Source organism: Catellatospora aurea (genome assembly GCF_042663325.1).
Classification (GTDB): Bacteria; Actinomycetota; Actinomycetes; order Mycobacteriales; family Micromonosporaceae; genus Catellatospora; species Catellatospora aurea.
The window spans coordinates 80,189-104,801 of record NZ_JBHTAC010000006.1 but is presented as its reverse complement, the minus strand read 5'-3'; the positions used below and the strand labels follow the sequence as shown (position 1 = coordinate 104,801).

The 24,613-nt window shown below is 70.6% G+C and carries 20 protein-coding genes; 10 read left to right on the top strand and 10 right to left on the bottom strand.

The window, feature by feature from the left end; genetic code table 11:
• Positions 1-26: 26 nt before the first annotated feature.
• Entirely contained in the window at positions 27-920 is an 894-nt protein-coding gene (locus tag ACFQO7_RS08185; RefSeq protein WP_376805843.1) for a siderophore-interacting protein, read from the bottom strand.
• 130 nt (positions 921-1,050) lie between these two features.
• Between ACFQO7_RS08185 and ACFQO7_RS08180 the strand changes: the two genes are divergently transcribed.
• Together ACFQO7_RS08180 and ACFQO7_RS08175 are read left to right on the top strand one after the other, a co-directional pair.
• On the top strand, positions 1,051-1,323 hold the full coding sequence (locus ACFQO7_RS08180; RefSeq protein ID WP_376805842.1) for a hypothetical protein: 273 nt from the start codon (positions 1,051-1,053) through the stop codon (positions 1,321-1,323).
• A 29-nt stretch (positions 1,324-1,352) separates the two neighbouring features.
• Positions 1,353-2,753, top strand: coding sequence for a hypothetical protein (locus ACFQO7_RS08175; protein WP_376805841.1), 1,401 nt, complete (start codon positions 1,353-1,355; stop codon positions 2,751-2,753).
• Here the strand turns inward: ACFQO7_RS08175 and ACFQO7_RS08170 are convergent.
• The 4 genes from ACFQO7_RS08170 to ACFQO7_RS08155 all read right to left on the bottom strand — a co-directional run bounded on the left by ACFQO7_RS08170 (position 2,637) and on the right by ACFQO7_RS08155 (position 5,436).
• On the bottom strand, positions 2,637-3,206 hold the full coding sequence (locus tag ACFQO7_RS08170; protein ID WP_376805840.1) for a hypothetical protein: 570 nt from the start codon (positions 3,204-3,206) through the stop codon (positions 2,637-2,639). The genes ACFQO7_RS08175 and ACFQO7_RS08170 overlap by 117 nt on opposite strands.
• Positions 3,203-3,772: a hypothetical protein gene (locus ACFQO7_RS08165; RefSeq protein WP_376805839.1), complete on the bottom strand. Its 570-nt coding sequence runs from the start codon at positions 3,770-3,772 to the stop codon at positions 3,203-3,205. The genes ACFQO7_RS08170 and ACFQO7_RS08165 overlap by 4 nt, the downstream gene beginning before the upstream one ends.
• A 16-nt stretch (positions 3,773-3,788) precedes the next feature.
• Positions 3,789-4,529 (bottom strand): hypothetical protein, encoded by a 741-nt coding sequence (locus ACFQO7_RS08160; RefSeq protein ID WP_376805838.1) that lies wholly within the window; start codon positions 4,527-4,529, stop codon positions 3,789-3,791.
• A gap of 73 nt (positions 4,530-4,602) precedes the next feature.
• Positions 4,603-5,436, bottom strand: coding sequence for an aldo/keto reductase (locus tag ACFQO7_RS08155; protein WP_376805837.1), 834 nt, complete (start codon positions 5,434-5,436; stop codon positions 4,603-4,605).
• Positions 5,437-5,757: 321 nt separating this feature from the next.
• Between ACFQO7_RS08155 and ACFQO7_RS08150 the strand changes: the two genes are divergently transcribed.
• Positions 5,758-8,709, top strand: coding sequence for a glycoside hydrolase family 48 protein (locus tag ACFQO7_RS08150; protein WP_376805836.1), 2,952 nt, complete (start codon positions 5,758-5,760; stop codon positions 8,707-8,709).
• A 639-nt stretch (positions 8,710-9,348) separates the two neighbouring features.
• Here the strand turns inward: ACFQO7_RS08150 and ACFQO7_RS08145 are convergent.
• From ACFQO7_RS08145 to ACFQO7_RS08125, 5 genes are all read right to left on the bottom strand, one after another.
• Positions 9,349-9,912, bottom strand: a complete 564-nt coding sequence (locus tag ACFQO7_RS08145; protein ID WP_376805835.1) for a hypothetical protein — start codon at positions 9,910-9,912, stop codon at positions 9,349-9,351.
• A 3-nt stretch (positions 9,913-9,915) separates the two neighbouring features.
• Positions 9,916-10,749, bottom strand: coding sequence for a carbohydrate ABC transporter permease (locus tag ACFQO7_RS08140; protein ID WP_376805834.1), 834 nt, complete (start codon positions 10,747-10,749; stop codon positions 9,916-9,918).
• Positions 10,749-11,735, bottom strand: coding sequence for a carbohydrate ABC transporter permease (locus ACFQO7_RS08135; RefSeq protein WP_376805833.1), 987 nt, complete (start codon positions 11,733-11,735; stop codon positions 10,749-10,751). The genes ACFQO7_RS08140 and ACFQO7_RS08135 overlap by 1 nt, the downstream gene beginning before the upstream one ends.
• A gap of 156 nt (positions 11,736-11,891) precedes the next feature.
• Positions 11,892-13,259 (bottom strand): ABC transporter substrate-binding protein, encoded by a 1,368-nt coding sequence (locus ACFQO7_RS08130; RefSeq protein WP_376805832.1) that lies wholly within the window; start codon positions 13,257-13,259, stop codon positions 11,892-11,894.
• A 5-nt stretch (positions 13,260-13,264) separates the two neighbouring features.
• Positions 13,265-14,311, bottom strand: coding sequence for a LacI family DNA-binding transcriptional regulator (locus ACFQO7_RS08125; protein ID WP_376805831.1), 1,047 nt, complete (start codon positions 14,309-14,311; stop codon positions 13,265-13,267).
• Between the two features lie 248 nt (positions 14,312-14,559).
• Here ACFQO7_RS08125 and ACFQO7_RS08120 point away from each other — a divergent pair, with 248 nt between their 5' ends.
• From ACFQO7_RS08120 to ACFQO7_RS08090, 7 genes are all read left to right on the top strand, one after another.
• Positions 14,560-15,873 (top strand): Gfo/Idh/MocA family protein, encoded by a 1,314-nt coding sequence (locus ACFQO7_RS08120; protein ID WP_376805830.1) that lies wholly within the window; start codon positions 14,560-14,562, stop codon positions 15,871-15,873.
• A gap of 4 nt (positions 15,874-15,877) precedes the next feature.
• Positions 15,878-17,335, top strand: a complete 1,458-nt coding sequence (uxaC, locus tag ACFQO7_RS08115; RefSeq protein ID WP_376805829.1) for a glucuronate isomerase — start codon at positions 15,878-15,880, stop codon at positions 17,333-17,335.
• Complete coding sequence (locus ACFQO7_RS08110; RefSeq protein ID WP_376805828.1) at positions 17,332-18,612, top strand: enolase C-terminal domain-like protein; 1,281 nt, start codon at positions 17,332-17,334, stop codon at positions 18,610-18,612. Before uxaC ends, ACFQO7_RS08110 begins: the two co-directional genes overlap by 4 nt.
• The gene (locus ACFQO7_RS08105; protein ID WP_376805827.1) at positions 18,603-19,967 is read left to right on the top strand and encodes a mannitol dehydrogenase family protein; all 1,365 of its coding nucleotides are present in this window, start codon (positions 18,603-18,605) and stop codon (positions 19,965-19,967) included. Before ACFQO7_RS08110 ends, ACFQO7_RS08105 begins: the two co-directional genes overlap by 10 nt.
• Positions 19,968-20,157: 190 nt before the next feature.
• Positions 20,158-21,273 carry a Gfo/Idh/MocA family protein gene (locus ACFQO7_RS08100; RefSeq protein ID WP_376805826.1) on the top strand — a complete coding sequence of 372 codons (1,116 nt, stop codon included), beginning with the start codon at positions 20,158-20,160 and terminating at the stop codon, positions 21,271-21,273.
• Positions 21,274-21,451: 178 nt separating this feature from the next.
• On the top strand, positions 21,452-22,807 hold the full coding sequence (locus tag ACFQO7_RS08095; protein WP_376805825.1) for a pectate lyase family protein: 1,356 nt from the start codon (positions 21,452-21,454) through the stop codon (positions 22,805-22,807).
• A 157-nt stretch (positions 22,808-22,964) separates the two neighbouring features.
• Positions 22,965-24,611, top strand: coding sequence for a pectate lyase family protein (locus ACFQO7_RS08090; protein ID WP_376805824.1), 1,647 nt, complete (start codon positions 22,965-22,967; stop codon positions 24,609-24,611).
• Positions 24,612-24,613: the final 2 nt, after the last annotated feature.

Genomic DNA, 24,613 nt, shown 5'->3' with positions numbered 1-24,613 from the left:
GGACGGCGGACCGCGAGTCGGGCGGGTCAGCCCTCCTCGGTGCGGCCCTGGCGCCAGTAGCCCATGAACGCGACCGACTTGCGGTCCAGGCCGCGCTCGCCGACCAGGTGGCGGCGCAGGGTGCGGATCACCGCGGCCTCACCGGCGAGCCAGGCGTACAACCGCCCGCTGGCCGCGGTCTCGGGGACCTCCCACAGGATGTCGTGGTCCACGTCGACGTCCTCGACGGCCTCGGCCGCGCCGGGCACCGGCACCAGGCGCGCCGCGGCCTCCTGCACCGCGGGCACGAGCAGGCTGCCGTGGGCGGCGCCGTCGCGGGCCCGCCAGCGTACGGAGACCCCGGCGGGAGCGGTCAGCGCCAGCACGTCGGCGGCGTACGGCACCTCCAGCAGTGCCGCGCCGAACGTGTCCGCGGGCAGCCGCTCCAGGATCGCCGCGATGGCGGGCACCGCGGTCTCGTCCCCGGCCAGCAGCACCGGCACGCCGGGCGCGGGCGGCACGAACTCGACACCGCCGTGCGGGCCGGGGTGCGCGGCGTTGGGTCCCATCAGGACGATCTTGTCGCCGGGCCGGGCCGTCCGGGCCCAGCGCGAGGCGGGCCCGGCGTCGCCGTGCAGGGCCACGTCCACGTCGACCTCACACCGCTGCGGGCGCACGTACCGGGCCGTGTAGGTGCGCAGCGGGTTGCGCCGCTCGTCAGGAGTGGCGCGCCAGGTGGCGTACCAGTCCGGGCCGTGGTCCAGGTCGGCGAACCCGCCCGTGGGCGCGGGCAGCACCAGCTTCAGGCGCAGGTCGTACCCGCAGTCGGCGAAGTCGGCGAGGTCCGGCCCCGCGAAGGTGAACCGCTTGAAGGTGGGGCTGAGTTCGGCGACGGACTGCACCTGCACGGTGAACAGCCGCCAGACCATCGGTTCGGTCATGCGCGGGAGCTCCAGAGGGCCGGAGGACGGAAGGATGCCAGGCGCGGCCACCGGCGCGTGGCATCCCGCAGGAGGCCGACGGCCGCCGAGCACGACCTTAGGTTAGGTTAGCCTTCCCTCTGATTGTCAAATGCGGGCCGTCCGGTCCCGTGCTGTCTGGTCCGCGGCCGGCTCCGGCACCCGTGCGGCCGGGGCCGCCGACACCTCACTGGACGAGGCGATCTCGGCCTACGGGAAGCTGCTGAAGCTGCTCGTCGACCCGGCGCGGTTCCCGGCGCTGGGGCGGGTCATCGCGGCCGGGGTGTTCGACCAGGCCGACGAGCCGTACGACGAGTTCGTGTTCGGACTCGACCGCATCCTCGACGGGGTCGGTCTGCTCATCGCGCCGCGGGCGGACGGCTGACCATCCGCCGTGGACGGTACCGTGCTCCCGTGACGGTCACCCCCTCTCCGCTCGCGCCGGTGTCGCCCGTGGTCGAGACACCCGCACCCCGCCACGGCATCGTCTGGTCGCTGCGCCACCTCGCGGCGGTGCTCGGCACCGTCGGGGTGCTGCTGCTGCGGCACTGGCCGGTGCTGTTCGCGCTGGTGTTCGCCGGGTTCGCGGCCCGGCGCGGGGTGACCCTGGTGGCCGTGCAGGCCAGCAAGCTCGACGGCGTCTTCGGCTTCCTGGTCTTCGCCCTGGTCCCGGTCGCGGTGATGACCGCGCTGGTGCTGATGCTGCGGGTGCTGTCACGCTCGCTGCCGACCGGCACGCCGGACGGTGAGCCGGGGCAGCGTTTCCGCACCCTGGCGCACGTGGCGAGTGTGCTGCTGCCGTTCATCGTGGTGTACGCGTCCTACGACTACTTCGCCGACGACCGCAGCACGTACCTGTTGGAGGTGTTCCAGGACGAGCACAGCAAAGCCGAGGCGATCACCGATCCGTCCGCGCTGACGCTCGCCGACCGCCTGCCGTTCACGCTGAACACGACGCTGATCGTGGTGTCGGTCATCGCGTTGGCGCTGCGCTTCCTGCTGGGTCTGCGCGCCGACCGGATGTGGAGCTGGATCGGCTTCGTGCGGGCCTACCTGGAGGTGCTGTCGCTGACCCTGGTCGCGGTGTTCGTGTCGGGAGTCAGCGACAAGGTGCTGCCCTACGTCGAGCACCGGCGGGCCTACCAGGCGGCGCTGGACGGCTGGCATCAGGCCGTCGCGCAGCTCGGCCCGCTGGAGGAGCCGGTGCGCGCGGTCGGGACGTGGTTCTCGGCACTGTTCCTGTCCCTCGACGTCGTGCTCGTCGTGCCACTGGCCTGGCTCATCGTCGGCGCGGTGGTGTACGGGCAGAGCCTGGGCACGCCGCCGATGAACCGCAAGGCCGCCGCGCGGGCCGTGCGGGCGGCCCGCCGGTGGGCGAAGCTGCCCGCGCCGATCCGCAAGCTCAGCGCCGCGAGCACCGCCAACGTGCGCGAGACCATCGCGCCGCTGGCCCAGAGCTTCCGGCTGCTCGCGCATGCGGGCAAGGTGCCGATGCTGATGTTCTGCGTGCTGTTCGTCGCCGTGCAGACGCTGCCGACCTGGCTGTGGGAGCTGGAGCGGGCCCTGATCGGCGCGCAGGACGTCAACGAGGTCTGGCGGCCGCTGTCCGGCCCGCTCAGCGTGCTGAACGACGCGGTCAGCATGGTGCTGCTGCTGTGCCTGGTCGCCGCTACCGTAGACCGCGTGCTGCGGGTGCAGTCAGCGGTCGAACCGCACGTACCGGGTCTGGTCGACGCCGCCGAAGAAGACCCGCACCGCGGCGATCTCCACCCCGCGCGGCGTGACGAAATGGGCGACGGTCTGGTATCGGCCTGACCCGGCGGGCACGGGGCTGTTCTCCGGATTGCAGTTGCCCAGCGGCGTACGCGCCGAGGACAGCTCCCGCGGCTGGTCGCCGTAGCGGTTGCCGGCGGTGTCCTCGATGCTGATGTCGCAGTAGATCACCTCGTCCGGTCCGAGGTCGGTGGGGCCCTCGACGTCGAGCACCACCCGCCAGGCCGTCATGCTGTCCGGCACGACGAAGGGGCGGTCGCCGCCGCGCTTCAAGTCCGTGGCCGGGGCCAGTTCGGCCACCCGCATCCGCAGCCCCGCGAACTCGGCGACGCCGTCCGCGGCGGGCCGCACCACCTGCGGCTTGCCGCGCTGCCAGAACTCCAGATCGGAGTAGCCCGCCGCGGCGAGCATCAGCGCCATCGTCGGGAGCACGGCGACCAGGCCCCACACGTTGCGTCGCCACCAGCCGCGGCCCAGCGAGTCCGGGCCCCTCACGACACGGCCCGCGCGGCGAGCAGGGTGGTGGGCTCGGGCGAGCACGCCGACCCGTCGGAGATCGGCAGCGGGATCTCGGTCATGGAGTCCAGTCGCTGGTCGATGCTGTTGTCGGCGAGCAGCAGGGTGAGGCCCCCCGCTGCCGCAGTGGGCACCTCGATGGCGATCTCTCCCTCGTACGGCAGCCCCGGCTGCATGGTGAGCCCGCCCGTGACCAGGTCCAGCGAGACGCGGTCAGTGGTCTGGAAGACCCGGTCGGCGGCGTCCCGCGCCGCGGCGTACGCGATGCTGGTCGGCTCGGACCGGGCGCCCACCCGCAGCTTGGCGACGATCCAGACGCCCTGGGTGTCCAGCACGTGCTCGCCGATCTTCAAGGCGGCCGCGCAGCGCACCTGCTGCACCCGGACGGTGAAGGTGCGGGCGTGCACGTCCTCGCCGACCTGTCCGACCACCGGGAAGGGCCGCCGGGCGTCGTTGAGGGTGGGTTCGGCGGTCTGCACGGCCTGCGCCGCGGCGAGCGCGGCCAGCACGAACACGGCGGACCCCAACCAGCGCAGCAGTTTCACGCGTCATCTCCTCGGCTCACGGCGTCGGCCCGGCGCTCGGAGAGCGGCTGGTGGACGGCTTCGGACTCGCCGACGGCCGGGGCCGGGTGGACGCCGAAGGCTCGGCGCTGGGCGACGGACTGGCCGACGGAGGAGTCGTATCGGCCTTGACGGGCACGGTGACGCGGCCGGCCGGATTGTCGTCGCCCTTGGCGTCCACGTCCATCCAGTGCCACTCGCCGCCGAGGGAGTCCTCGCGCCAGGTGCGCTGCTCCACCGAGATGGTCAGCGACGTGGGCACGGGCGCGCTGCCCGACTGCTCCCAGACGAACCAGATCCGCTCGGGCATGTCCGGCTGCAGCAGGCGCAGGCGGCTGCCGTCACGCTCCAGCGCGGACTCCTCCGGAGTCGGCGCGACAAGCCCGGTCACGCCGTCCAGCACCAGCAGGTCGGAGGGCAGCATCGTGCTCTCCTCGGCGGTGATCCGGACCGTGGCGATCACGTACAGCCAGCGGTCGCCCTCGTTCTTCAGCCGCAGCTTGCCCAACTCCCGGCGGATGCCCGCCTCGTGGATGGTCACCTCCCACGGCCCACCCGGCACGGGCGTGCCCGCGGCGACGGTTTCCGCCTGCGGATCGGCCACCGTGTCGAGGCCGCCGAACAGCCCGGACACCCCCAGCAGCACCACCGCCACGGCCCAGCGCAGCCCGGGTGCCGCCTGGTCCACGAGTCCTCTGGTCAACCTGCGGCTGAGACCGCCCCGCCCCGTGACAGACACGTCGGCGAGCATACGAGACGGACGCCTTGCGGCATAACCGAGCCGCGAGGCGTCCGTCCGTTGTGGATGCCGGTCAGCCCATCCAGGCGAACACGGCCGGGTCGGGGCCGATGCGGCCGCCGTTGTCCAGGCCGGCGATCGCTGCCATGTCCTCGTCGTCGAGGGCGAAGCCGAAGACGTCGATGTTCTCGGCGATGCGCGACGGGGTCACCGACTTGGGGATGACCACGTTGCCCAGCTGCAGGTGCCAGCGCAGCACCACCTGTGCCGGGGTCCGGCCGTGCTTGGCCGCGATCCGCGCCAGGACCGGGTCGTCGAGCAGGCCCTTGCCCTGGCCCAGCGGGCTCCACGCCTCGGTCGCGATGTCGTGCACCGCGTGCAGCTTGCGCAGCTCCTCCTGCGGGAAGTGCGGGTGCAGCTCGATCTGGTTGACCGCGGGCACCACGTCGAACTCGTCGAGCAGGCGGCTCATCGTCTGCACGGTGAAGTTGGACACGCCGATGGCGCGCACCCGCTTGTCGGCGTACAGCTTCTCCATCGCGCGCCAGGCCTCGGTGTAGCGGTCCTGCGACGGCACCGGCCAGTGCATCAGGTACAGGTCGAGGTAGTCGAGGCCGAGCCGGTCCAGGCTCGCGTCGAAGGCGCGCAGGGCCTTGTCGTACTCGTGGTCGGTGTTCCACAGCTTCGTGGTGACGAACAGCTGCTCGCGGGGCACTCCGGCGGCGCTCAGCGCACGGCCGACGCCCTGCTCGTTGCCGTAGATCATGGCGGTGTCGATGCTCCGGTAGCCCGCCCGCAGTGCCGTGGTCACGGCGTGCTCGGCCGCGTCGTCATCGACCTGCCACACACCGAAGCCGAGCTGGGGCATCAGGACGCCGTTGTTGAGGGTCACGTCAGGAACGGTCATACCGATCATTCTTCCAGTGCGGTGGCCCGCGTTCGGCGCGGTCCGCCTTGATCCGCCGACTTGCCGGACAAACGTGCGTATCGTGAGCCCGCTTTCGCCCGGTTGCCCGGCATGTTAGACGATCTTGGCAAGGAAGGTAGTGACCTCTTGCGATGGAAGCGCTCCCATGCAAGACTGATCGGAATTCGCGATCGGGAGCCACGTTCGCGCGACACGGCACGTCAGGGCATGGATGCGCCGCTGCGGCACCGCCGTCATCGCCGACGGCTCGAACGGTTTCCCGCCGGGACCTGCTCCCGGCGTCTTCGCGAGGAGCTCATCTTGTTGCACACACTGCGGCGTTCCCGCCACAGAATCCTGCGGCGCTCAGGCGCCGTCGCCACGGCGGCGGTCGTCGCCCTCGGCGGTCTGGTGGTGGCGGCGAGCCCGGCCCAGGCCGCAGTCGCCTGCGAGGTCGTCTACACCGCCAACCCGTGGACCGAAGCCCCCGGCTCCGGCGGCTTCACCGCCAACCTGACCCTGAAGAACCTCGGTGACCCGTGGACGAGCTGGACGCTCGGCTTCACGCTGCCCTCCGGGCAGACCGTCACCCTGCCCGGCTGGTCGGCGAACTACGCCGTGTCCGGCCAGAACGTCACCGCGACCAACCTCGGCTACAACGGAAACGTGCCGACGAACGCTTCCACCGGCATCGGCTTCAACGGCCGCTGGAGCGGCACGTACTCGTCGCCGACAGCGTTCACCATCAACGGCACGGCGTGCACCGGGGCCAACCCGGCGCCGACGGTGAGCATCACCGCCCCGGCCAACAACACCCACTACACCGCCCCCGCGGCGTTCACCATCGCGGCGACCGCTGCGGACACCTCGCCAGGCACCGTGTCGAAGGTCGAGTTCTACCGCGACGGGCTGCTGCTCGGCTCGGACACCGCGTCGCCGTACACCTGGGACGTCTCGGCGCTGCCGGTCGGCACGTACGTGTTCCAGGCCAAGGCGACCGACAACGGCGGCGCGACCGCCACGGCGAACACCACGGTCGTCGTCGACGCCTCCGTCGCGCCGAAGGTGCTGGTCAACGCGGCGAGCACGGCGGCGGTGAGCGTGCCCGAGGGCGGCACCAACACGTTCAAGGTCAAGCTGTCGGCCGCGCCGTCGGCGAACCTGACCGTGGCCGTGGCCCGCACCGCCGGTGACACCGACGTGTCGGTCTCCACCGGCGCGACGCTGACGTTCAGCACCAGCAACTGGGGCACCGAGCAGACGGTCACCCTGGCGGCGGCGCAGGACGCGGACAACGCCTCCGGCTCGGCGACCATCACCGCCAGCGCCACCGGGTACGACCCCGGCGTCGTCACCGCGACCGAGGCCGACGACGAGGTCAACGTCTACACGCAGCGCTTCATCGAGCAGTACAACAAGATCAAGAACACGGCCAACGGATACTTCTCGCCCGAGGGCGTGCCGTACCACTCCATCGAGACGCTGATCGTCGAGGCGCCCGACTACGGCCACGAGACCACCAGCGAGGCGTTCTCCTACTGGCTGTGGCTGGAGGCCTATTACGGCCGGTTCACCCAGGACTGGACCAAGTTCAACCAGGCCTGGACGGTGATGGAGCAGTACATCATCCCGTCGGCGACCGACCAGCCCAACGCGGGCGTGGCCGGCACCCCGCAGTACGCGGCCGAGCACCTGACCCCGGCCAACTACCCGTCGCAGCTGCAGCCCAGCGTGCCCGTCGGGGTCGACCCGCTGCGCAGCGAGCTGACCAGCACCTACGGCAACGGCAGCATCTACGGCATGCACTGGCTGCTCGACGTCGACAACAAGTACGGCTTCGGCCGCTGCGGCAACGGGACCACGCGCCCGGCGTACATCAACACCTTCCAGCGGGGCCCGCAGGAGTCGGTGTGGGAGACCATCCCGCAGCCGAGCTGCGACAACCTCAACCACGGCGGCCCCAACGGCTACCTGGACCTGTTCGTCAAGGAGTCCAGCGCGCCCGCGGCGCAGTGGAAGTACACCAACGCCCCCGACGCCGACGCCCGCGCCATCGAGGCGGCTTACTGGGCGCTGACCTGGGCCACCGAGCAGGGCAAGCAGTCGCAGATCGCGTCGACGCTGACCAAGGCGGCGAAGATGGGCGACTACCTGCGCTACGCCATGTTCGACAAGTACTTCAAGAAGATCGGCAACTGCGTCGGCGCGACCACCTGCGCCGCCGGCACCGGCCGTGACTCGATGCACTACCTGATGTCCTGGTACTACGCCTGGGGCGGCGGTCTCACGTCGGCCTGGTCGTGGCGCATCGGCTCCAGCTTCAACCACTTCGGCTACCAGAACCCGATGGCGGCGTACGCGCTGGCCAACGTCAACGAGCTGAAGCCGCAGTCGCCGACCGCGAACGCGGACTGGACCAACAGCTTCAACCGCCAGCTCGAGTTCTACCAGTGGCTGCAGTCCGCCGAGGGCGGCATCGCCGGCGGCGCGACCAACAGCTGGGCCGGCTCGTATGCCACGCCGCCCGCGAACACGCCCACCTTCTACGGCATGTTCTACGACGAGAAGCCGGTCTACCACGACCCGCCGTCGAACCAGTGGTTCGGCATGCAGGTCTGGTCGATGGGCCGCATCGCCGAGCTGTACTACGCCACCGGCAACCTCAAGGCCAAGGCGCTGCTCGACAAGTGGGTGCCGTGGGCCGTCGCCAACACCACGGTCAGCGGCACGAACTTCGCCGTCCCGTCCGAGCTCGGCTGGTCCGGCGCGCCCGCGACCTGGAACCCGTCCAGCCCGGCGAGCAACACCAACCTGCACGTCACGGTGACCAGCACCGGCCAGGACGTCGGCGTCGCCGCGTCGCTGGCCCGTGCGCTGCTGTTCTACGCCGCCAAGTCCGGCAACGCCGCGGCGAAGACCACCGGCAAGGGCCTCATCGACGCGCTGTACGCCAAGGCCGAGAGCAAGGGCGTCTCGACGACCGAGACCCGCGGCGACTACTCGCGGTTCGACGACGTCTACAACGCCACCACCGGCCAGGGCATCTACGTCCCGTCCGGCTGGACCGGCGACATGCCCAACGGCGACATCATCACGGCCGGCAAGTCGTTCCTCGACATCCGGTCCTGGTACAAGCAGGACCCGGACTGGGCCAAGGTCCAGGCGCACCTGGACGGCGGCCCCGCGCCGAGCTTCAACTACCACCGGTTCTGGGCGCAGAGCGACGTCGCGATGGCCTTCGCCGACTTCGCCATGCTGTTCCCGAACGGCTGACCCCGGTCAGCATCAGCGCGACGCGGCGGGCGCCCTCGGGTGCCCGCCGTTTTTTCATCCGCGACTTGTGGTTAGCCGCATCCAGACCTCCAAGCCCCGCAAGATCTGCTTTTGTGGACGCTGAGTGCCCCTATGGGGGCGTCCAGCGTCCACAAAAACAGATCTTGTAAGGCATGTGCTCAATCGGATGACCTTGGCTGTCGCGACCATGGCCACGACAGAGGTCGCTTTCGCGCCCTTTCCTCGAAAAGTGGCCGGACTGAAGCCCGCTCGTGCTGGGCCAGGTTTCCGTAGAGAGTGAGCGCAGTTTCCGAGGGAGTCCTCACCCAGAGCGGCGCTCCGACTAGTATCCGATCGAAATCCTCGCTTAAAGGCGGTAGCCGCGAAACTCGACGTCGATGAAGACCTCCATCGTCAACGGGAAACTCGTGCAGGACCGCGGGGGACAGAGCGAATCCGCCGGGTGTGCGAAGCACAAGCTCCATTACGGGAATTTGGCCGCTTATCGGCTGCCCGTTCACCCACGCGAGTAGGTCGCGGTGAAGATGGCGCATTGATGTCATGGCACACCCATCGGCGGTACGGTCGGAATTCACGGCTCTCGCACGGAAGGGCAAGTCATGTCTGGCGTGATCTGGCTCAGGGGACGCGGCGGGCAATGGTGTGCAGGGCCAGCAGGACGTAGCCGACCAGGAGGGGGGCGGTGATGGGGAGGATGGAGCCGAGCAGGAAGGCGATGCCGATGACGCCCGCGCAGGTCACGATCAGGGCCGGGCGGGAGAGCGCGGTGCGCAGGGCGCGGCGGTAGGTGTGGCCGCGGCCGAGGAAGGGGATCGCGAGCGCGGCCAGGCCGAGGACCGCCACCGCCGCGACGGCCGTGACGCCCAGCAGCACCCCGCCGCCGGGGACCAGGCCCTGGTTCAGCCAGAAGATGTTGAGGGTGAGCAGCAGCAGCGCGGCCAGCACGACCAGGGTGGCCAGCGCGCCGGGCAGCAGGCGCCGGCCGAAGGAGCGGAGCAGGTCGCGCGGGCCGGGCCAGTGGCCGTCGGTGAAGCGCTGCTGGACGGCTTGCGCACCGACGGCGGCGGCGGCGCCGGTCGTCACGACCGGCACCGCCGCGACGGTCACCACGATGCCGACCAGGGCGAGGTCGGCCGCGTCACGCAGGGTGTCGCGCCAGTCCGTGGTGGTCGTCGCCGTCATGTCTCAGCCCTTCAGTCCGCTGGTGTTGATGCCCTGGACCAGGAAGCGCTGGAAGCCCAGGAAGAACAGGAACACCGGAAGCAGGGAGAGTACCGACATGGCCAGCATCGGGCCGATGGAGGTCTGGCCGCTGGAGTCGATGAACAGCCGCAGCGCCACCGGCACGGTGTAGCTGGGCACGCTGGGCAGGTAGACCAGCTGGGTGAAGAAGTCGTTCCAGGTCCAGATGAAGGAGAAGATCGCCGTCGTGATCAGGGCAGGTCGCGACAGCGGGAGGATGACGTGCCAGAACGTGCGGTACGGGTCGCAACCGTCGATCTTGGCGGCGTCGTCGAGTTCGCGGGGGATGCCCCGCATGAACTGGACCATGAGGAAGATGAAGAACGCCTCCGTGGCCAGCAGTTTCGGCAGGATCAGCGGCAGCGGGGTGTCGATCCAGCCGAACTCGCTGAACAGCACGTACTGCGGCACGATCAGGACGTGGCCGGGCAGCAGCAGCGTCGCGATCATGAGCGCGAAGTAGCCTTTGCGGCCCCAGAACCGCAGCCGCGCGAAGGCGTACGCGGTGACCAGGCAGGATGCGGCGTTCGCGAGCACCGTGGCCAGCGAGATCACCAGGCTGTTGCCGAAGAAGCGGGCGAAGCTGACGCCGGGGATGTAGCTCCAGCCGTCGGAGTAGTTCGACCAGGTCAGTTCCTCGGGCCAGACGGAGAGGTTGCTGGTCACCTCGGTGGGCGACTTCAGCGACGAGCCCAGTACCCAGATCAGCGGGTAGAGCACGATCGCCAGCACGCCGAGCAGGGCCAGCACCCGCACCCAGCCACGTACGCGGGCCATCAGTTCTCTCCGTCCGAGTAGTGCACCCAGAACTTGCCGGTGCTGAAGAAGACGATCGTGATGAGGCCGATCGCCGCCAGGAAGATCCAGGCCAGCGCGGAGGCGTAACCCATCTCGAAGTCGGTGAAGGCCTTGTCGTAGATGTGCAGGGTGTAGAGCTTGGTCGCGCCCAGCGGGCCGCCGGTGCCGTTGCTGATGACGAAGGCCGACGTGAAGCCCTGGAAGCCGTTGATCGTCTCCAGTAGCAGGTTGAAGAAGATGACCGGCGACAGCATCGGCAGCGTGATGTGGAAGAACTGCTTGACCTTGCTGGCCCCGTCGACCTGCGCGGCCTCGTAGAGTTCGGTCGGCACCTGCTTGAGGCCGGCCAGGAAGATGACCATCGGCGCGCCGAACTGCCAGATGGTGAGGACCATGAGGGTGGCCAGCGCCCAGTCCGGGTTGTTGATCCAGTTCTCACCCTCGATGCCGAAGATGCTCAGACCGGCGTTGAACGCGCCCTCGCCGTTGAACATGGCGACCCAGACCAGGGCCAGCGCGACCGAGCCGCCGAGCAGCGACGGCAGGTAGAACATGCTGCGGAACAGGCCGACGCCGCGGCGTTCCCGGTTGAGCAGCAGGGCCACGCCCAGTGAGGCGATCAGCTTCAGTGGGATCGCGATCAGGCCGAAGGTGAGGGTGACCCGCACCGACTGCCAGAAGGTCGGGTCGAGGGTGAAGATCTTCTTGTAGTTGTCGAGGCCGACCCACTCCACGAACTCCCAGCTCGACAGCACGTCGTAGTTGGTGAAGCTGAGGTAGAGCGAGAGCAGCATCGGGAACGCGGTGATCGCCATCAGGCCGATCAGCCACGGAGAGAGGAAGACGTAGCCTGCCAGGCCCTCGGAGCGGCGGGCGGCGTAGTTCTTCTTGCGCCGGCCGCGCGCCGCCGGCGGCGTTGCCGCCGGGACCGGGAGGGCCGGTCGGGAGGCCGTGGTGAGTGCCACGCGCGGTCCCCTTCCAGGAACGAGAACGAAAAACGGCGGAATGGAACGGGCCCGGCCCCGGGCCGCCGATCGGCCGGGCCGGGCCCGTGTCCGCTGGTGGTGATCCGGCGGCCCGCCTGTACCGCGGGCCGCCGGGGGAGTCCCACCAGCGTCAGGTCACGCCAGAGCGGCGGCTGCCTCGGTGAAGAACTGCTTGGCCGCGGCCTCGGGCGTGGCCTTGCCGTACGACACCGTCTCGGCGATGTCGCGCAGCGTGTTGCGCAGGCCGCTGTGGCCCTTCGGCGGCGGCGCGGGGGCCGGGCCGAACTTCGGCGTGATCTCGTTCTCGAAGGTGACGGTGTCCTTCATCTTCTGGTCGGTCAGCGCGTCGGAGACCGCCTTGCGCACGTCGAGGTTGTTCGGCAGGCCCCGGTCCACGCCCAGGATCTTGCCGGCCTCCACGTCGTTGACCAGGAAGTTGATGATGTCGGCCACCACGTCGGGCGCCTTGGTGGTGCGCGAGGCCGCCCAGTACGTCGACGCGCGCGCCCACTGGCCCTTCGGGTCGCCCGGGTACGCCGTCATGCCCAGGTCGTTCTTGGTGGCCTTCTGCATCTCGGAGAGCTGGTTGGACCACATGAAGGACACGGCGGCCTTCTTGGTGACCACGAGCTGCGTCGCGACGCTGCCGGTGACGGCCTCGTGGCAGATGTCGGCGGGCGGGGTCGCGCCCTTGGTCCGGGCGTCCACCCACAGCTGGAACCACGCGACCAGGTCCGCCTCGCTGAAGGCGATCTTGGGGCCGTCGTAGAACTCCTTGCCCTGGGCGCGCAGCCACAGCCACAGCGCCTTGTAGTCCGAGCTCGGGTCCATCAGGCCCCAGTACTTGCCGCCCGCCTTGGTGGTGACGCCGGCGCCCCAGGTGATGATCTGGTCGTACGTCCAGCCGATCTGCGGGACCTCGATGCCCAGCTCGGTCAGCTTCGTCTTGTCGTAGATGATCGCCGGGGTGTTCTCGCCGGTGGCGATGGCCACCTGCTTGCCGCCGAGCTGCCCGTACTTGGTGAGGCTCTCGGGGTGCTTGGACACGTCGATCTTCTTGTTCGCCGTGTACTTGGACAGGTCCAGGGTGACGTTGCGGCCGGCGTACTCGGCCAGGCCGTTGTCGTCGATCTGGAAGATGTCGGGCGCGTTGCCGCCGGCGGAGATCGTGGCCAGCTTGTCGTAGTAGCCGGTGAACGCCTGCCAGGTGGGCGTGATCGTGACGTTGGGGTGCTTGCTCGTGTAGAGCTTCAGCGCCTCCTCGGTCAGCTTGGCGCGGGCCTCGCCACCCCACCAGAAGAAGGAGACGGTGTACTTGGCGTTCGGGTCGAGCGCCGCCGGCTCCTCCTCGCCGCCGCAGGCGGCCAGCAGGCTGCCGACGGGAACGGCGATGGCCGTTCCGGCGAGCATGCGCAGCAGATGGCGGCGATTCCAACCGCCCGCCGGCAGGCTACCGTTGTGCTGCGTCGGCTCGTCGGCCGGCGCAGGTGTCGCTGGGTGCATAGCTTTCACTCCCTGCTCTCGGAAGCGACACCGTCAACGGGCGGTTGCTGCCGCCTGCCCGGGCCCGCAGTGCGATGCGGGCCCGGGCCTGACGAGTCGCGGATGACCAACTCGGTCTGGAGCGTTACCAGTGCGGTGGTGCGGCGGTCGTCGCCATGCTGGAGCAGCATGTCGACGGCTGCCCGTCCGGCGGCCGCCGTGGGGGTGGCCACCGTCGTCAACATGGGGCGGGTGCGGCGGCTCAGCGCGGTGTCGTCTATCCCGACGACGCTGATCTGATCCGGCACCTTGACCCCGCGGTGGTCGAGTGCGTCGATCAGGCCGACGGCCATGAGGTCGTTGTAGGCGAGCACGGCGCTGACGCCGGCCCGCAGCACGGCCTCGGCCTGGGCCGACCCGCTCTCCTCGGTGGGCGCGTTGGGTCCGAGGACCACCAGCTCGGCTCCCGCGGTGCGGGCGGCGAGGGTGGCCGCGCGGCGGATCTCGCGGTTGGTCCAGGACCCGCGCGGGCCGCCCAGCAGGGCGATCTCGCGGTGGCCGAGGCTCACCAGGTGTTCGACCGCGAGCTTGGCGCCCTGCGCGACGTCCATCACGACCGCGGGCAGGCCGGGGACCGGCCTGTTGACCACGACCAGCGGGACCTCGCGGGACAGCTGCTCGATCTGGGTGTTGCTCATGCGGGGGCTGCACAGCAGCACCCCGTCAACCTGCTTGGCCAGGGCGAGCACCAGCTCCTCCTCGACACCGGCGTCCTCATTGGTGTCGGCGACGAAGACGTGGTAGTCGCGGCCGCGGGCATGGCTCTCCGCCGCCTTGATCAGCGGCGGGAAGAACGGGTTGGCGATGTCCGCCACGATCAGCCCGATGTTGTGCGTGCGCCCGGTGATCAGCGCGCGGGCGGCCCGGTTGGGCCGGTAGCCCAGCTCTTCTGCCGCGGCGAGCACGTGGGCCCGGGTCTCGGCGTTCACCAACTGCGGTGCGCTGAACGCGCGGGACACGGTGGAGACGTGCACGCCACTGGCCTTGGCGACATCGCGGATTGTGGCCGGCACCTGCACTCCTTTGTGTACACGCGATCGGCGTGTTGGCTATCACGGTGGTGACCCATTAATGCAAACGGTTGCGACCGTGTCAACGGTCGAAGATGTCGATCTGGTTTCGACAGTGGACCTTGGTGGTGTCCTCAGCCGGAAAATTCGGGACAATCAAGGCGGATTCTGGGCCAGCCATTGACGCGATAGGACCGCGATGGTTAGTTCTGCTGCAAACGTTTGTAGTCGCATGAGGCCCAGGAGGCCGGATGACCACGCGGTACGCGATCGTGGGGACCGGGGCTCGAGCGCAGATGTTCGCCCAGGCCCTCACCAGGCACGGCGAACTCGTCGCACTCGCCGACGTCAACCCCGCCCGGATCGCCGCCCAGCAGCGCCGCCTGCAGGCGGCGGGCGCTCCGCCCGCCGTGGCCTACGACGCCGGCGACGTGCCGGCGATGCTGGCCAAGGAGCGCGTCGACACCCTGGTCGTGTGCAGCGTCGACGCCACGCACGACGAGTACATCGTCGCGGCGCTCGACGCCGGGTGCGCGGTGGTGACCGAGAAGCCGATGACCGTGGACGTGCCGAAGTGCCGGCGCATCCTGGAGGCGGTGCGGCGCAATGACGGCAAGGTCGGGGTCGCCTTCAACTACCGCTTCCACCCGGTGCACGAGCAGGTCAAGACGCTGCTGGCCGAGGGTGCGATCGGTGAGATCGGCTCGGTGCACTTCGAGTGGCTGCTCGACGTGCGCCACGGCGCGGACTACTTCCGCCGCTGGCATCGCGACCGGGCCAACTCCGGCGGCCTGCTGGTGCACAAGGCCACCCACCACTTCGACTTGGTCAACTGGTGGCTGAACAGCACGCCGGTCCGGGTCACCGCGGAGGGCCGGCTGTTCCTGTACGGCGAGAGCGGCGCCCGCCACGGCTACGCCCGTGACTACACCCGCGCCCACGGCGACCCTGCCGCGTTGGGTGACCCGTTCGCGCTGCACCTGGCCGACAACCCGAATCTGGCCGAGCTCTACCTCGATGCCGAGTCCCACGACGGGTATCACCGCGACGTGAACGTGTTCGCCCCCGGCACCGACATCGAGGACGACATGGCGGTGCTGGTCCGCTACGCCAGCGGCGCGACCATGTCGTACCACCTCACCGCGTACTCGCCCTGGGAGGGTTACCGGATCGCCTTCAACGGCAGCCGGGGCCGCCTGGAGCTGGACATCGTCGAGTCGGACCACGTCGCACCCGGGGTGGCCGGCGCGGTCAAGGGCCACTCGGCCGCGCTGCACGGCGTCGAGGCGGCCGCCGAGTCCGGCAGCGTCTCGCTGCGGCTGCGCCGGTACTGGGAGCCGCCGGTCGAGGTGCCGGTGGCGGCGTACGACCGGCAGGGCCACGGCGGCGCGGACGTGCGCATGACCGGCGTGCTCTTCGGCGGCGACGCCGACCCGCTGCACCGGTCGGCGACGGCGCTCGACGGCGCGCGCTCGCTGCTGACCGGCCTGGCCGCGAACGCGTCGATCGCCTCCGGGCGCAGCGTGGACGTGGCGGAACTGCTCGACATCTCGGAATGGGAGTGACCACGTGGACGACCTGCTGTTCCCGGCGGAGGCGCGCACCCGGGCGATCGCCCGGGAGCTCTACACGCATGCGCGGAACCTGCCGCTGATCAGCCCGCACGGCCACGTCGACCCCGGCATCCTGGCCGAGGACGCGCCGTTCCCGGACCCGGCCCGGCTCATCATCGTGCCCGACCACTACGTGACGCGCATGCTGCTCAGCCAGGGGGTGACCCCCGACCGGCTGGGCGTGCCGCGCGTCGACGGCGGCCCGACCGAGACCGACCCGCGGGTCATCTGGCGCACCTTCGCCCAGCACTGGCACCTGTTCCGGGGCACGCCGTCGCGGCTGTGGCTGGAGCAGACGTTCAAGACCGTGTTCGACATCGAGACCCCGTTCGGGCCGCAGACCGCCGACCGGGTGTACGACGAACTGGCCGCGCGCCTGGAGCAGCCGGAATACCGGCCCCGGGCGCTGTTCGGCAAGTTCAACCTGGAGGTGCTGGCCACCACCGAGTCGCCGCTGGACGACCTGTCCCGCCACGCCAAGCTGGCCGCGGACGGCTGGGGTGGCCCCGGCGGCCGCGTGATCACCACGTTCCGCCCGGACGACCTGGTGGACATGGACTGGCCCGGCTGGGCCGCGCGGGTGGCCAAGCTCGGCGAGCTGACCGGCCACGACACCACCACCTACGAGGGCTTCCTGGCGGCGCTGGCGCAGCGGCGGCTGGACTTCATCGCCGCGGGCGCGACCTGCTCCGACCACGGGCACCCGACCGCGGCCACCGGCGGCCTGACCGCCGACGAGGCCAAACTGCTGTTCGAACGTGCCCTGCACGACGGTTTGGCGCAGACGCCCGACGGCACGCCCGTGATCCCCGGCCCGCCCGCCACCCCCGCCGAAGCGGAGGCGTTCCGGGCGCACATGCTGATCGAGTTCGCCCGCATGTCGGTCGAGGACGGCCTGGTCATGCAGCTGCACCCGGGTTCGTCGCGCAACCACAACGCGGCGCTGTTCCGCACGCACGGGCGCGACGTCGGCGGGGACATCCCGGTGGCGACCGAGTACACCAACGCGCTGCGGCCGCTGCTGGACGAGTTCGGGCACGACCCGCGGTTCCGGGTCGTCGTCTACACGCTCGACGAGTACACCTTCACCCGCGAGCTGGCCCCGCTGGCCGGCGGCTACCCGGCGATGTTCGTCGGCGCGCCGTGGTGGTTCCTCGACGCGCCGGAGGCGCTACGCCGCTGGCGGGAGGCGGTCACCGAGACCGCGGGCTTCTACAACACCGCCGGGTTCGTCGACGACACCCGCGCGTACTGCTCCATCCCGGTGCGCCACGACGTGGCCCGGCGCGTGGACGCCGGCTGGCTCGCGCGCCTGGTCGCCGAGCACCGCCTCGGCCTCGACGAGGCCGCCGAGACCATCGCCGACCTGGCATACCACCTGCCCAAGAAGATCTTCCGAGTAGGACAGTCATGAAAATCATCGACGCCAAGGTGCACGACGTACGCTTCCCGACCGCCGCGAAGGGCGACGGCTCGGACGCGATCAACCGCGGGGACTACAGCGCCGCGTACGTCGAGCTGCACACCGAGCCCGGCCTGTTCGGCGCGGGCTTCACCTTCACCAACGGGCGCGGCAACGAGATCGCCTGCGCGGCGATCGAGGCACTGTCGCACCATGTGGTCGGCCGCACGCTGGAGGAGATCTTCGCCGACCCGGTGGCGTTCTGGCGCTCGCTGAGCGCCGACGTGCAGCTGCGCTGGCTGGGCCCGGAGAAGGGCGTCATCCACATGGCGACCGGCGCGCTGGTCAACGCGGTGTGGGACCTGCGGGCCAAGGCCGAGGGCAAGCCGATGTGGCGGCTGCTGGCCGAGATGCCGGCCGAGGAGCTGGTGAACAGCGTCGACTTCCACCACATCACCGACGCGATCACCCGCGAGGAGGCGCTGGCGCTGCTGGCCGACGACGGCGGCTACGCCGAGCGGCTGGCGGTGCTGGAGCGCGACGGGTTCCCGTCGTACACCACGTCGGTGGGCTGGCTGGGTTACCCGGACGAGCAGGTGCGCGAGCTGACGAAGGCGGCGTACGCCCAGGGGTGGCGGGCGATGAAGATGAAGGTCGGTGGGCCGATCGAGGACGACCTGCGCCGCGCCCGGCTCATCCGCGCGGAGATCGGCCCCGACGCGCTGCTGATGATGGACGCGAACCAGGTGTGGGACGTCGACGAGGCGATCGCCAACATGGCGGTGCTGGCCGAGGTGAACCCGTACTGGATCGAGGAGCCCACGCACGCCGACGACGTGCTCGGGCACGCGGCCGTGGCTCGCTCGGTGCGGCCCATCCGGGTCGCGACCGGCGAGGTCGCCGCGAACCGGGTCATCTTCAAGCAGCTCATGCAGGCTGACGCGATCCAGGTGTGCCAGATCGACGCCTGCCGGGTCGGCGGCGTCAACGAGGTGCTGTCGATCCTGCTGATGGCCGCGAAGTTCGGCGTGCCGGTGTGCCCGCACGCGGGCGGCGTCGGGCTGTGCGAGTACGTGCAGCACCTGTCGATCTTCGACTACCTGCGGCTGGGCCGCTCCCTCGACGGCCGCATGGTGGAGTACGTCGCGCACCTGCACGAGCACTTCGAGGACCCGATCACCGTGGTCGACGGCCGCTACCGGCTGCCGAGCAAGCCCGGCTACTCGGTCACCTTCAAGCCGGAGTCGATCGCCGAGTTCTCGTTCCCGGACGGCCCGACATGGCGATGACGGTCCCCGCGACCCGGCTCGGCCGGGCGACGCTGTCGCGGCTGCCCGCGGAGAGCCGCCCGGCCGTGCGGCCCGGCGAGGCGAAGGCCGGCGTGCTGCACCTGGGCCTGGGCGCGTTCTTCCGGGCCCACCAGGCCGTCTACATCGAGGCGGCGATGGCCGCGCGCGGCGGCGACTGGGGCATCGTCGCGGTCGCGCCGCGCTCGCGGGACGTGCTGGAGGCGCTGCGGGCGCAGGACCACCTCTACAGCGTGGTGACGCTCGACGCGTCGGCCGAGCGCACCCGGGTGCTGGGCGCGCTCAACGACACGGTGCACGCCGCGAGCGATCCGGCGGCCGTGGTGGCGCTGCTGGCCGACCCGGCGATCCGGGTGGTGACGCTGACCGTGACCGAGAAGGCGTACGCCCCCGACGCGGCGGTGCCGCGCCTGCTGATCGACGGCCTGGTCGCCCGCGCCCGCGCGGACAGCGGCCCGATCACCGTGCTCAGTTGCGACAACCTGCCGTCGAACGGCGTCGTGCTGGGCAAGCTGCTGGCGGGGATGATCCCCGACGCGCAACGCGAGTGGTTCGACAGCTCGGTGCGCTGCCCGTCGAGCATGGTGGACCGGATCGTGCCCGCCACCACCGCCGCCACCCTGGCCGCCGCGGAACGCTGCCTCGGGGCCCGCGACCTGGCCGCGGTCGCCGGGGAGCCGTTCCGTCAGTGGGTCATCGAGAACTCCTTCGCCGGGGCGCACCCCGACTGGGCGGCGGGGGGCGCGGTGCTCACCGGCGACGTCACCCCGTGGGAGCACCTCAAACTGCGCGCCCTCAACGGCGTGCACAGCGCGCTGGCCTATCTGGGCGCACTGGCGGGTTGCGAGAGCATCGCCGACGCCATCGCTCTGCCCGGCATGACCGACCTGCTGCGCCGTTACGTCGCCACCGAGGTCGCGGCGTCGATGACGCCTCCCGACGGGGTGACGGTCGTCGACTACGGTGATGCGGCGCTGGAGCGGTTCGCCAACGCCCGGCTCGGGCACCGCTGCCTGCAGGTGGCGATGGACGGCACGCAGAAGCTGCCGCAGCGCGCGCTGTCGGTGCTGAACACGGTCGCCGAACCGACCCTGGCCACGCTGATCCTGGCGGCCTGGGCCCGTTTCGCCGAGGGCGCGGGCGACGCCGGGCAGGCGCTGCCACTGGACGACCCGCGCGCCGCCGAGGTCCGCGCCGACCTCAGCACGGAAGGGCTGTTCGGCCCCGGCGGCGTGCTCGAAGTGCCGGACCCGGCCCGACGCCGCATGATCGAGGCGTGGCGCACGGCACTGGCCACCCACGGCGCGGCGGACGTGGTCCGGACGGCGGTGAAGTGATGGCGGTTCCGGCGTTCGCGGTGCTCGACGCCGATCGGTCGGCACGTCCTCGGCCTGCTGCCGGCGACACCGCCCGAGGAGTCGGTGCGGGCAGCAAGGGCGCCGGACACCTCCGCGCCGCGAGCCGCGTTCACCTGAACGGGCCGGGCGCGCGGCGGTGCGTGACCTGGACAAGGCGAAGGAGGACGGCATGACCGCCACGTCGGTGGCGCTGATCGGCGCGAACGGGCACGGCCTGCACCACCGGGAGCAGCTCGCCGAGCAGGAGAAGCGCGGGCTGGTCCGGCTGGTGGGGCTGGCCGACACGCGGCCGGTGGTGGACCCGCCGGACGGCGTGCCCGTCTATGCCGACCACACCGCGCTGCTCGCCGAGACCAAGCCCGAAGTCGTCATCGTGTGCACGCCACCGCACACGCACCTGGCGCTGACCCGCGACGCGCTGCACGCGGGCGCGGACGTGCTGCTGGAGAAGCCGCCCGTGCTCGACAGGGCTGAGCACGACGCGCTGCTCGCCGAGCAGGACGCGACCGGGCGGGTGGTGCAGGTCGGCTTCCAGTCGCTCGCCTCACCCGCCCTGGTCCGGCTGCGCGACGCGGTCGCGGCGGGCGGGCTGGGCACGGTACGGCAGATCTCGGTGCTCGGCTGCTGGCGGCGCGACGACAGCTACTGGGCACGTTCGCCCTGGTCGGGGCGGCGCAGCGTGAACGGCCGGCCGTCGCTGGACGGCGCGCTGGCCAACCCGTTCGCGCACGCGGTCATGCAGGCGCTGGCGGTGCTGGACCTGCCGGTGATCCGGGTCGAGGTGGACTGGCTGAGGGTGCGCCCGATCGAGGTCGAGGACACCGCCACCCTGCGCATCACCCTGGCGGGCGGGGTGCGGGTGCTGGTCGCGGTGACGCTGGCGGGGGAGGACTTCGTCGACGGCGAACTCACCGTGTACGGCGACCGCGGCACTGCCGAGCTGACCTTCCGCGAGGACCGGCTGCGCCTGCCCGGCGAACCGGTGGCGGAGCTGGTGGAGGGCCGGTCGACGTTGCTGGAGAACCTGCTGGCGTTCCGCGCGTCGGGCACACCGCTGCTGTCCGGGCTGGCCCGGACCGCCTCGTTCACCACGGTCATCGAGCAGCTGCGCGCGGCGGAACCGCCCTACCAGGTCGCGCCGGAGGTGCTGGCCGTCGAGGACGGGCACCGCACGCTGGTCGGCGTGAACGACGTGCTGCGCCGCTGCGCGGCCGAGGGGGCCCTGATGAACGAGCTTTCCGCGCCGTGGCATGCAACTGTTCCGGGCGGGACTGCAAACGCTTGAAAAGACGTGGCAAGGTCGATATGAATAGTCCCTGCTTCCAGCCATTCCGATAGCTGGAACAGGGAAAACTGTGCTTTAAGGGCTGCAACAAAGCTGCATTCACCATCCATTGACTTCACTGCCGTCTCTTCTTATGTTGCCAGATGAGTAACACGTCGGACACATAATGGAGAGCGCGATGCGAAGGCAAGACAATGTGGTCGGTCGCCGGGTCCGGCGAGTCGTCGCCGGATCCGCCCTCGGCGTCCTGTTGCTGCTGACGGGCGCGTCGCCCGCGGCGGCGACCGGTGACCCCAGCGGCCCCGGCTGGTGGGCGCAGCAGCTCGCCCGCCAGCCGCTTGCGGCGAACGACGGCTGGGCCGCCTCCGGCGCCGGCACCACGGGCGGCTCGGCCGCCGACGACGCGCACGTGTTCACGGTGCGCAACCGGGACGAGCTGGCCGCGGCGCTGACCGGCGCGGACCCGAAGATCGTCTTCGTGGAGGGCGTCATCGACGGCCTCAAGACCGCCGACGGCACCACGCTCACCTGCGCGGACCTCGCCGACCCGGGCTACACGCTGGAGAGCTACCTCGCCGCGTACGACCCGGCGGTCTGGGGCCGCGCCACCGACCCGAGCGGGCCGATCGAGCAGGCCCGGGTGCGTTCGGTGGCCAACCAGCGGGCCCGCACCGAGCTGCGGGTCGGCCCGAACACCACGATCCTCGGCCTCGGGCACGCCACCCTGCGCCACCTCACGCTGATGATCGACGGCGGCAACAACGTGATCGTCCGCAACCTGAACTTCGAGGACGCGGCCGACTGCTTCCCGCGCTGGCGGCCCACCGACGGCGCCGAAGGCAACTGGAACTCCGAGTACGACCTGGTCTCGGTGCGCCGCTCGACGAACGTGTGGATCGACCACAACACCTTCAGCGACGGCGACAACCCGGACGCGAACCAGCCGGTGTACTTCGGCCGGCCGTACCAGGTGCACGACGGCGCGTGCGACATCACGCATACCTCCGACCTGGTCACCGTGTCGGCGAACGTGTTCACCGACCACGACAAGACGATGCTCATCGGCTCCTCGGACACCGTCGGCCCGGACGTCGGCAAGCTGCGGGTCACCCTGCGGCACAACGTGTTCGACGGGGTCGGCCAGCGCGCGCCGCGCGTCCGGTTCGGGCAGGTCGACGTGTACAACAACACGTTCCGCATCGCCGAGTTCTACGACTACAGCGTCGGCCTGGGCATCCAGTCCGCGGTGTACCTGGAGAACAACCACTTCACGCTCACCGACGGCATCACCGCCGACCGGGTGCTGAAGGACTGGAAGGGCACCGTCGTCACCGAGCGCGGCAGCTACGGCCGGGTCGGCAGCGGCCGCCCGGGGCCGCTGAACCTGCTCGCGGCGTACAACGCGGTCAACGACCCGGACTTCGGCGCGGACGCCGGCTGGACGCCGACGCTGCGCGCGTACCAGCCGCTGCCCGGCTGGGCTGTGCCGCTGGCCACGCTGCTCTCCGGCGCCGGAAAGCTCGGCGCCCGCTGACCCGGCGCCCGGCGGCCGGACCCTGCCCGGCCGCCGGGCCCCGTTAGCCGGCGGTCCCGCTCAACCGACGGCGCACAGAGCTCCCGCACCCTGGTGGCGCCCTCCGGCACACCCGTGCCGGACCACCGGGTGCGGTTCCTCCAAGGAGGTACCGCTCATGTCCTTGCTCACACGCGCGGCTCCACGGCGTCGCGGAGTGGCCGCGGCACTCGGCGCGGGGCTGACCGCCCTCGTCCTGGCCCTGGGGACGACCTGGTTCGGCGGCACCGCGTACGCGGCCACGCTGTTCTCGGACGACTTCGAGGACGGCAACTCGACCGGCTGGTCGAAGTCCGGTGGCAGCTGGTCGGTGGTTGCCGACGGCAGCCAGGCGTACCGGCAGACCAGCACCGGTGCCGACGCCAAGGCGCAGGCCGGCTCGACCTGGACCGCCCAGTCGGTCTCGGCCCGGGTCAAGCCGATCGCCTTCGGCAACAGCACCCGCTCGGTCGGCGTGGCCGCCCGGCTGCAGAGCCTGTCCAACTACTACTCGCTGGTGCTGACCGGCTCCGGCACGGCGCAGCTGCGCCGCGTCTCCGGCGGCGGGATCACCACGCTGGCCACCGCGACCGTCGCGGTGTCGCCGGGCACCTGGTACACGCTGCGGCTGGACGCGTTCGGCTCGTCGCTGACCGCGTTCGTCAACGGCACGCAGGTGGCCACGGCCACCGACAGCACGTTCGCCTCCGGCAAGGTCGGCCTGATGGCGTCGTACGCCAGCGCCGCGTTCGACGACGTCACCGTCACCGACACGGCCGGGCCGAGCAACCCCAGCCCGTCCGGCACAGGGCAGCCGCCGTCACCCTCGCCGAGCAGCTCCCCGCCGCCGCCTGGCACCTGCAACACCGGCGGCAGCCCGGTCGGCTTCGCGGCCGTGAACGCCTGGGGCCGCAACGGCACCACCGGCGGCGCGGGCGGCGCGACCATCGAGGTCGACACGGCCGCCGAGCTGATCACGGCGATCGCGCAGACCGGCCCGCTCAACATCTGCGTCAAGGGGCTGATCACGGTCCCGGCGGGCATGTACAACGTCAGCTCGCACAAGTCGATCATCGGCGTCGGGTCGAACTCCGGGATCTCCGGCGGCGGCTTCAACATCGGCCTGCCGATCGACGACGCGATCACGTCGCCGCCCGCGAACGCGGTGCAGAACGTGATCATCCGCAACATGGTTTTCCGCAACGCCAGCGACGACTCGATCAACGTCCAGATGTTCTCGCACCACATCTGGCTCGACCACAACGACCTCGCCCAGGGTTACGACGGTCTGATCGACGTCAAGCGCGGCTCGTCGTACGTGACCATCTCGTGGAACCACACCCACGACCACAGCAAGAACATGCTGCTGGGGCGCGACGACGCCGACGATCTGCAGGACACCGGCCGGCTGAAGGTCAGCTACCACCACAACTGGTTCGACGAGACCCCGCAGCGCAACCCGCGGGTGCGCTACGGCGAGCCGGTGCACATCTACAACAACTACTACTTCCACAACACCGACGTCGGCGTGGCCTGCCAGACCGACGCGGGCTGCGTGGTCGAGGGCAACTACTTCGAGAGCGTCGAGGAGCCCGTCACGAACAGCTACGCAGGTCCGGGCGGTCGCTGCGTGGCTCGCAACAACGTCTACACCGGCAACGAGCCCGGTGCCCCCGACTGCTCCGGCACCGTCGAGGAGCCCAGCGCCTACTACGGCTACGTGCTGGACAACCCCGCCGACGTCAAGGCCATCGTGATGGCCGGCGCCGGCGTCGGAAAGATCTGAGG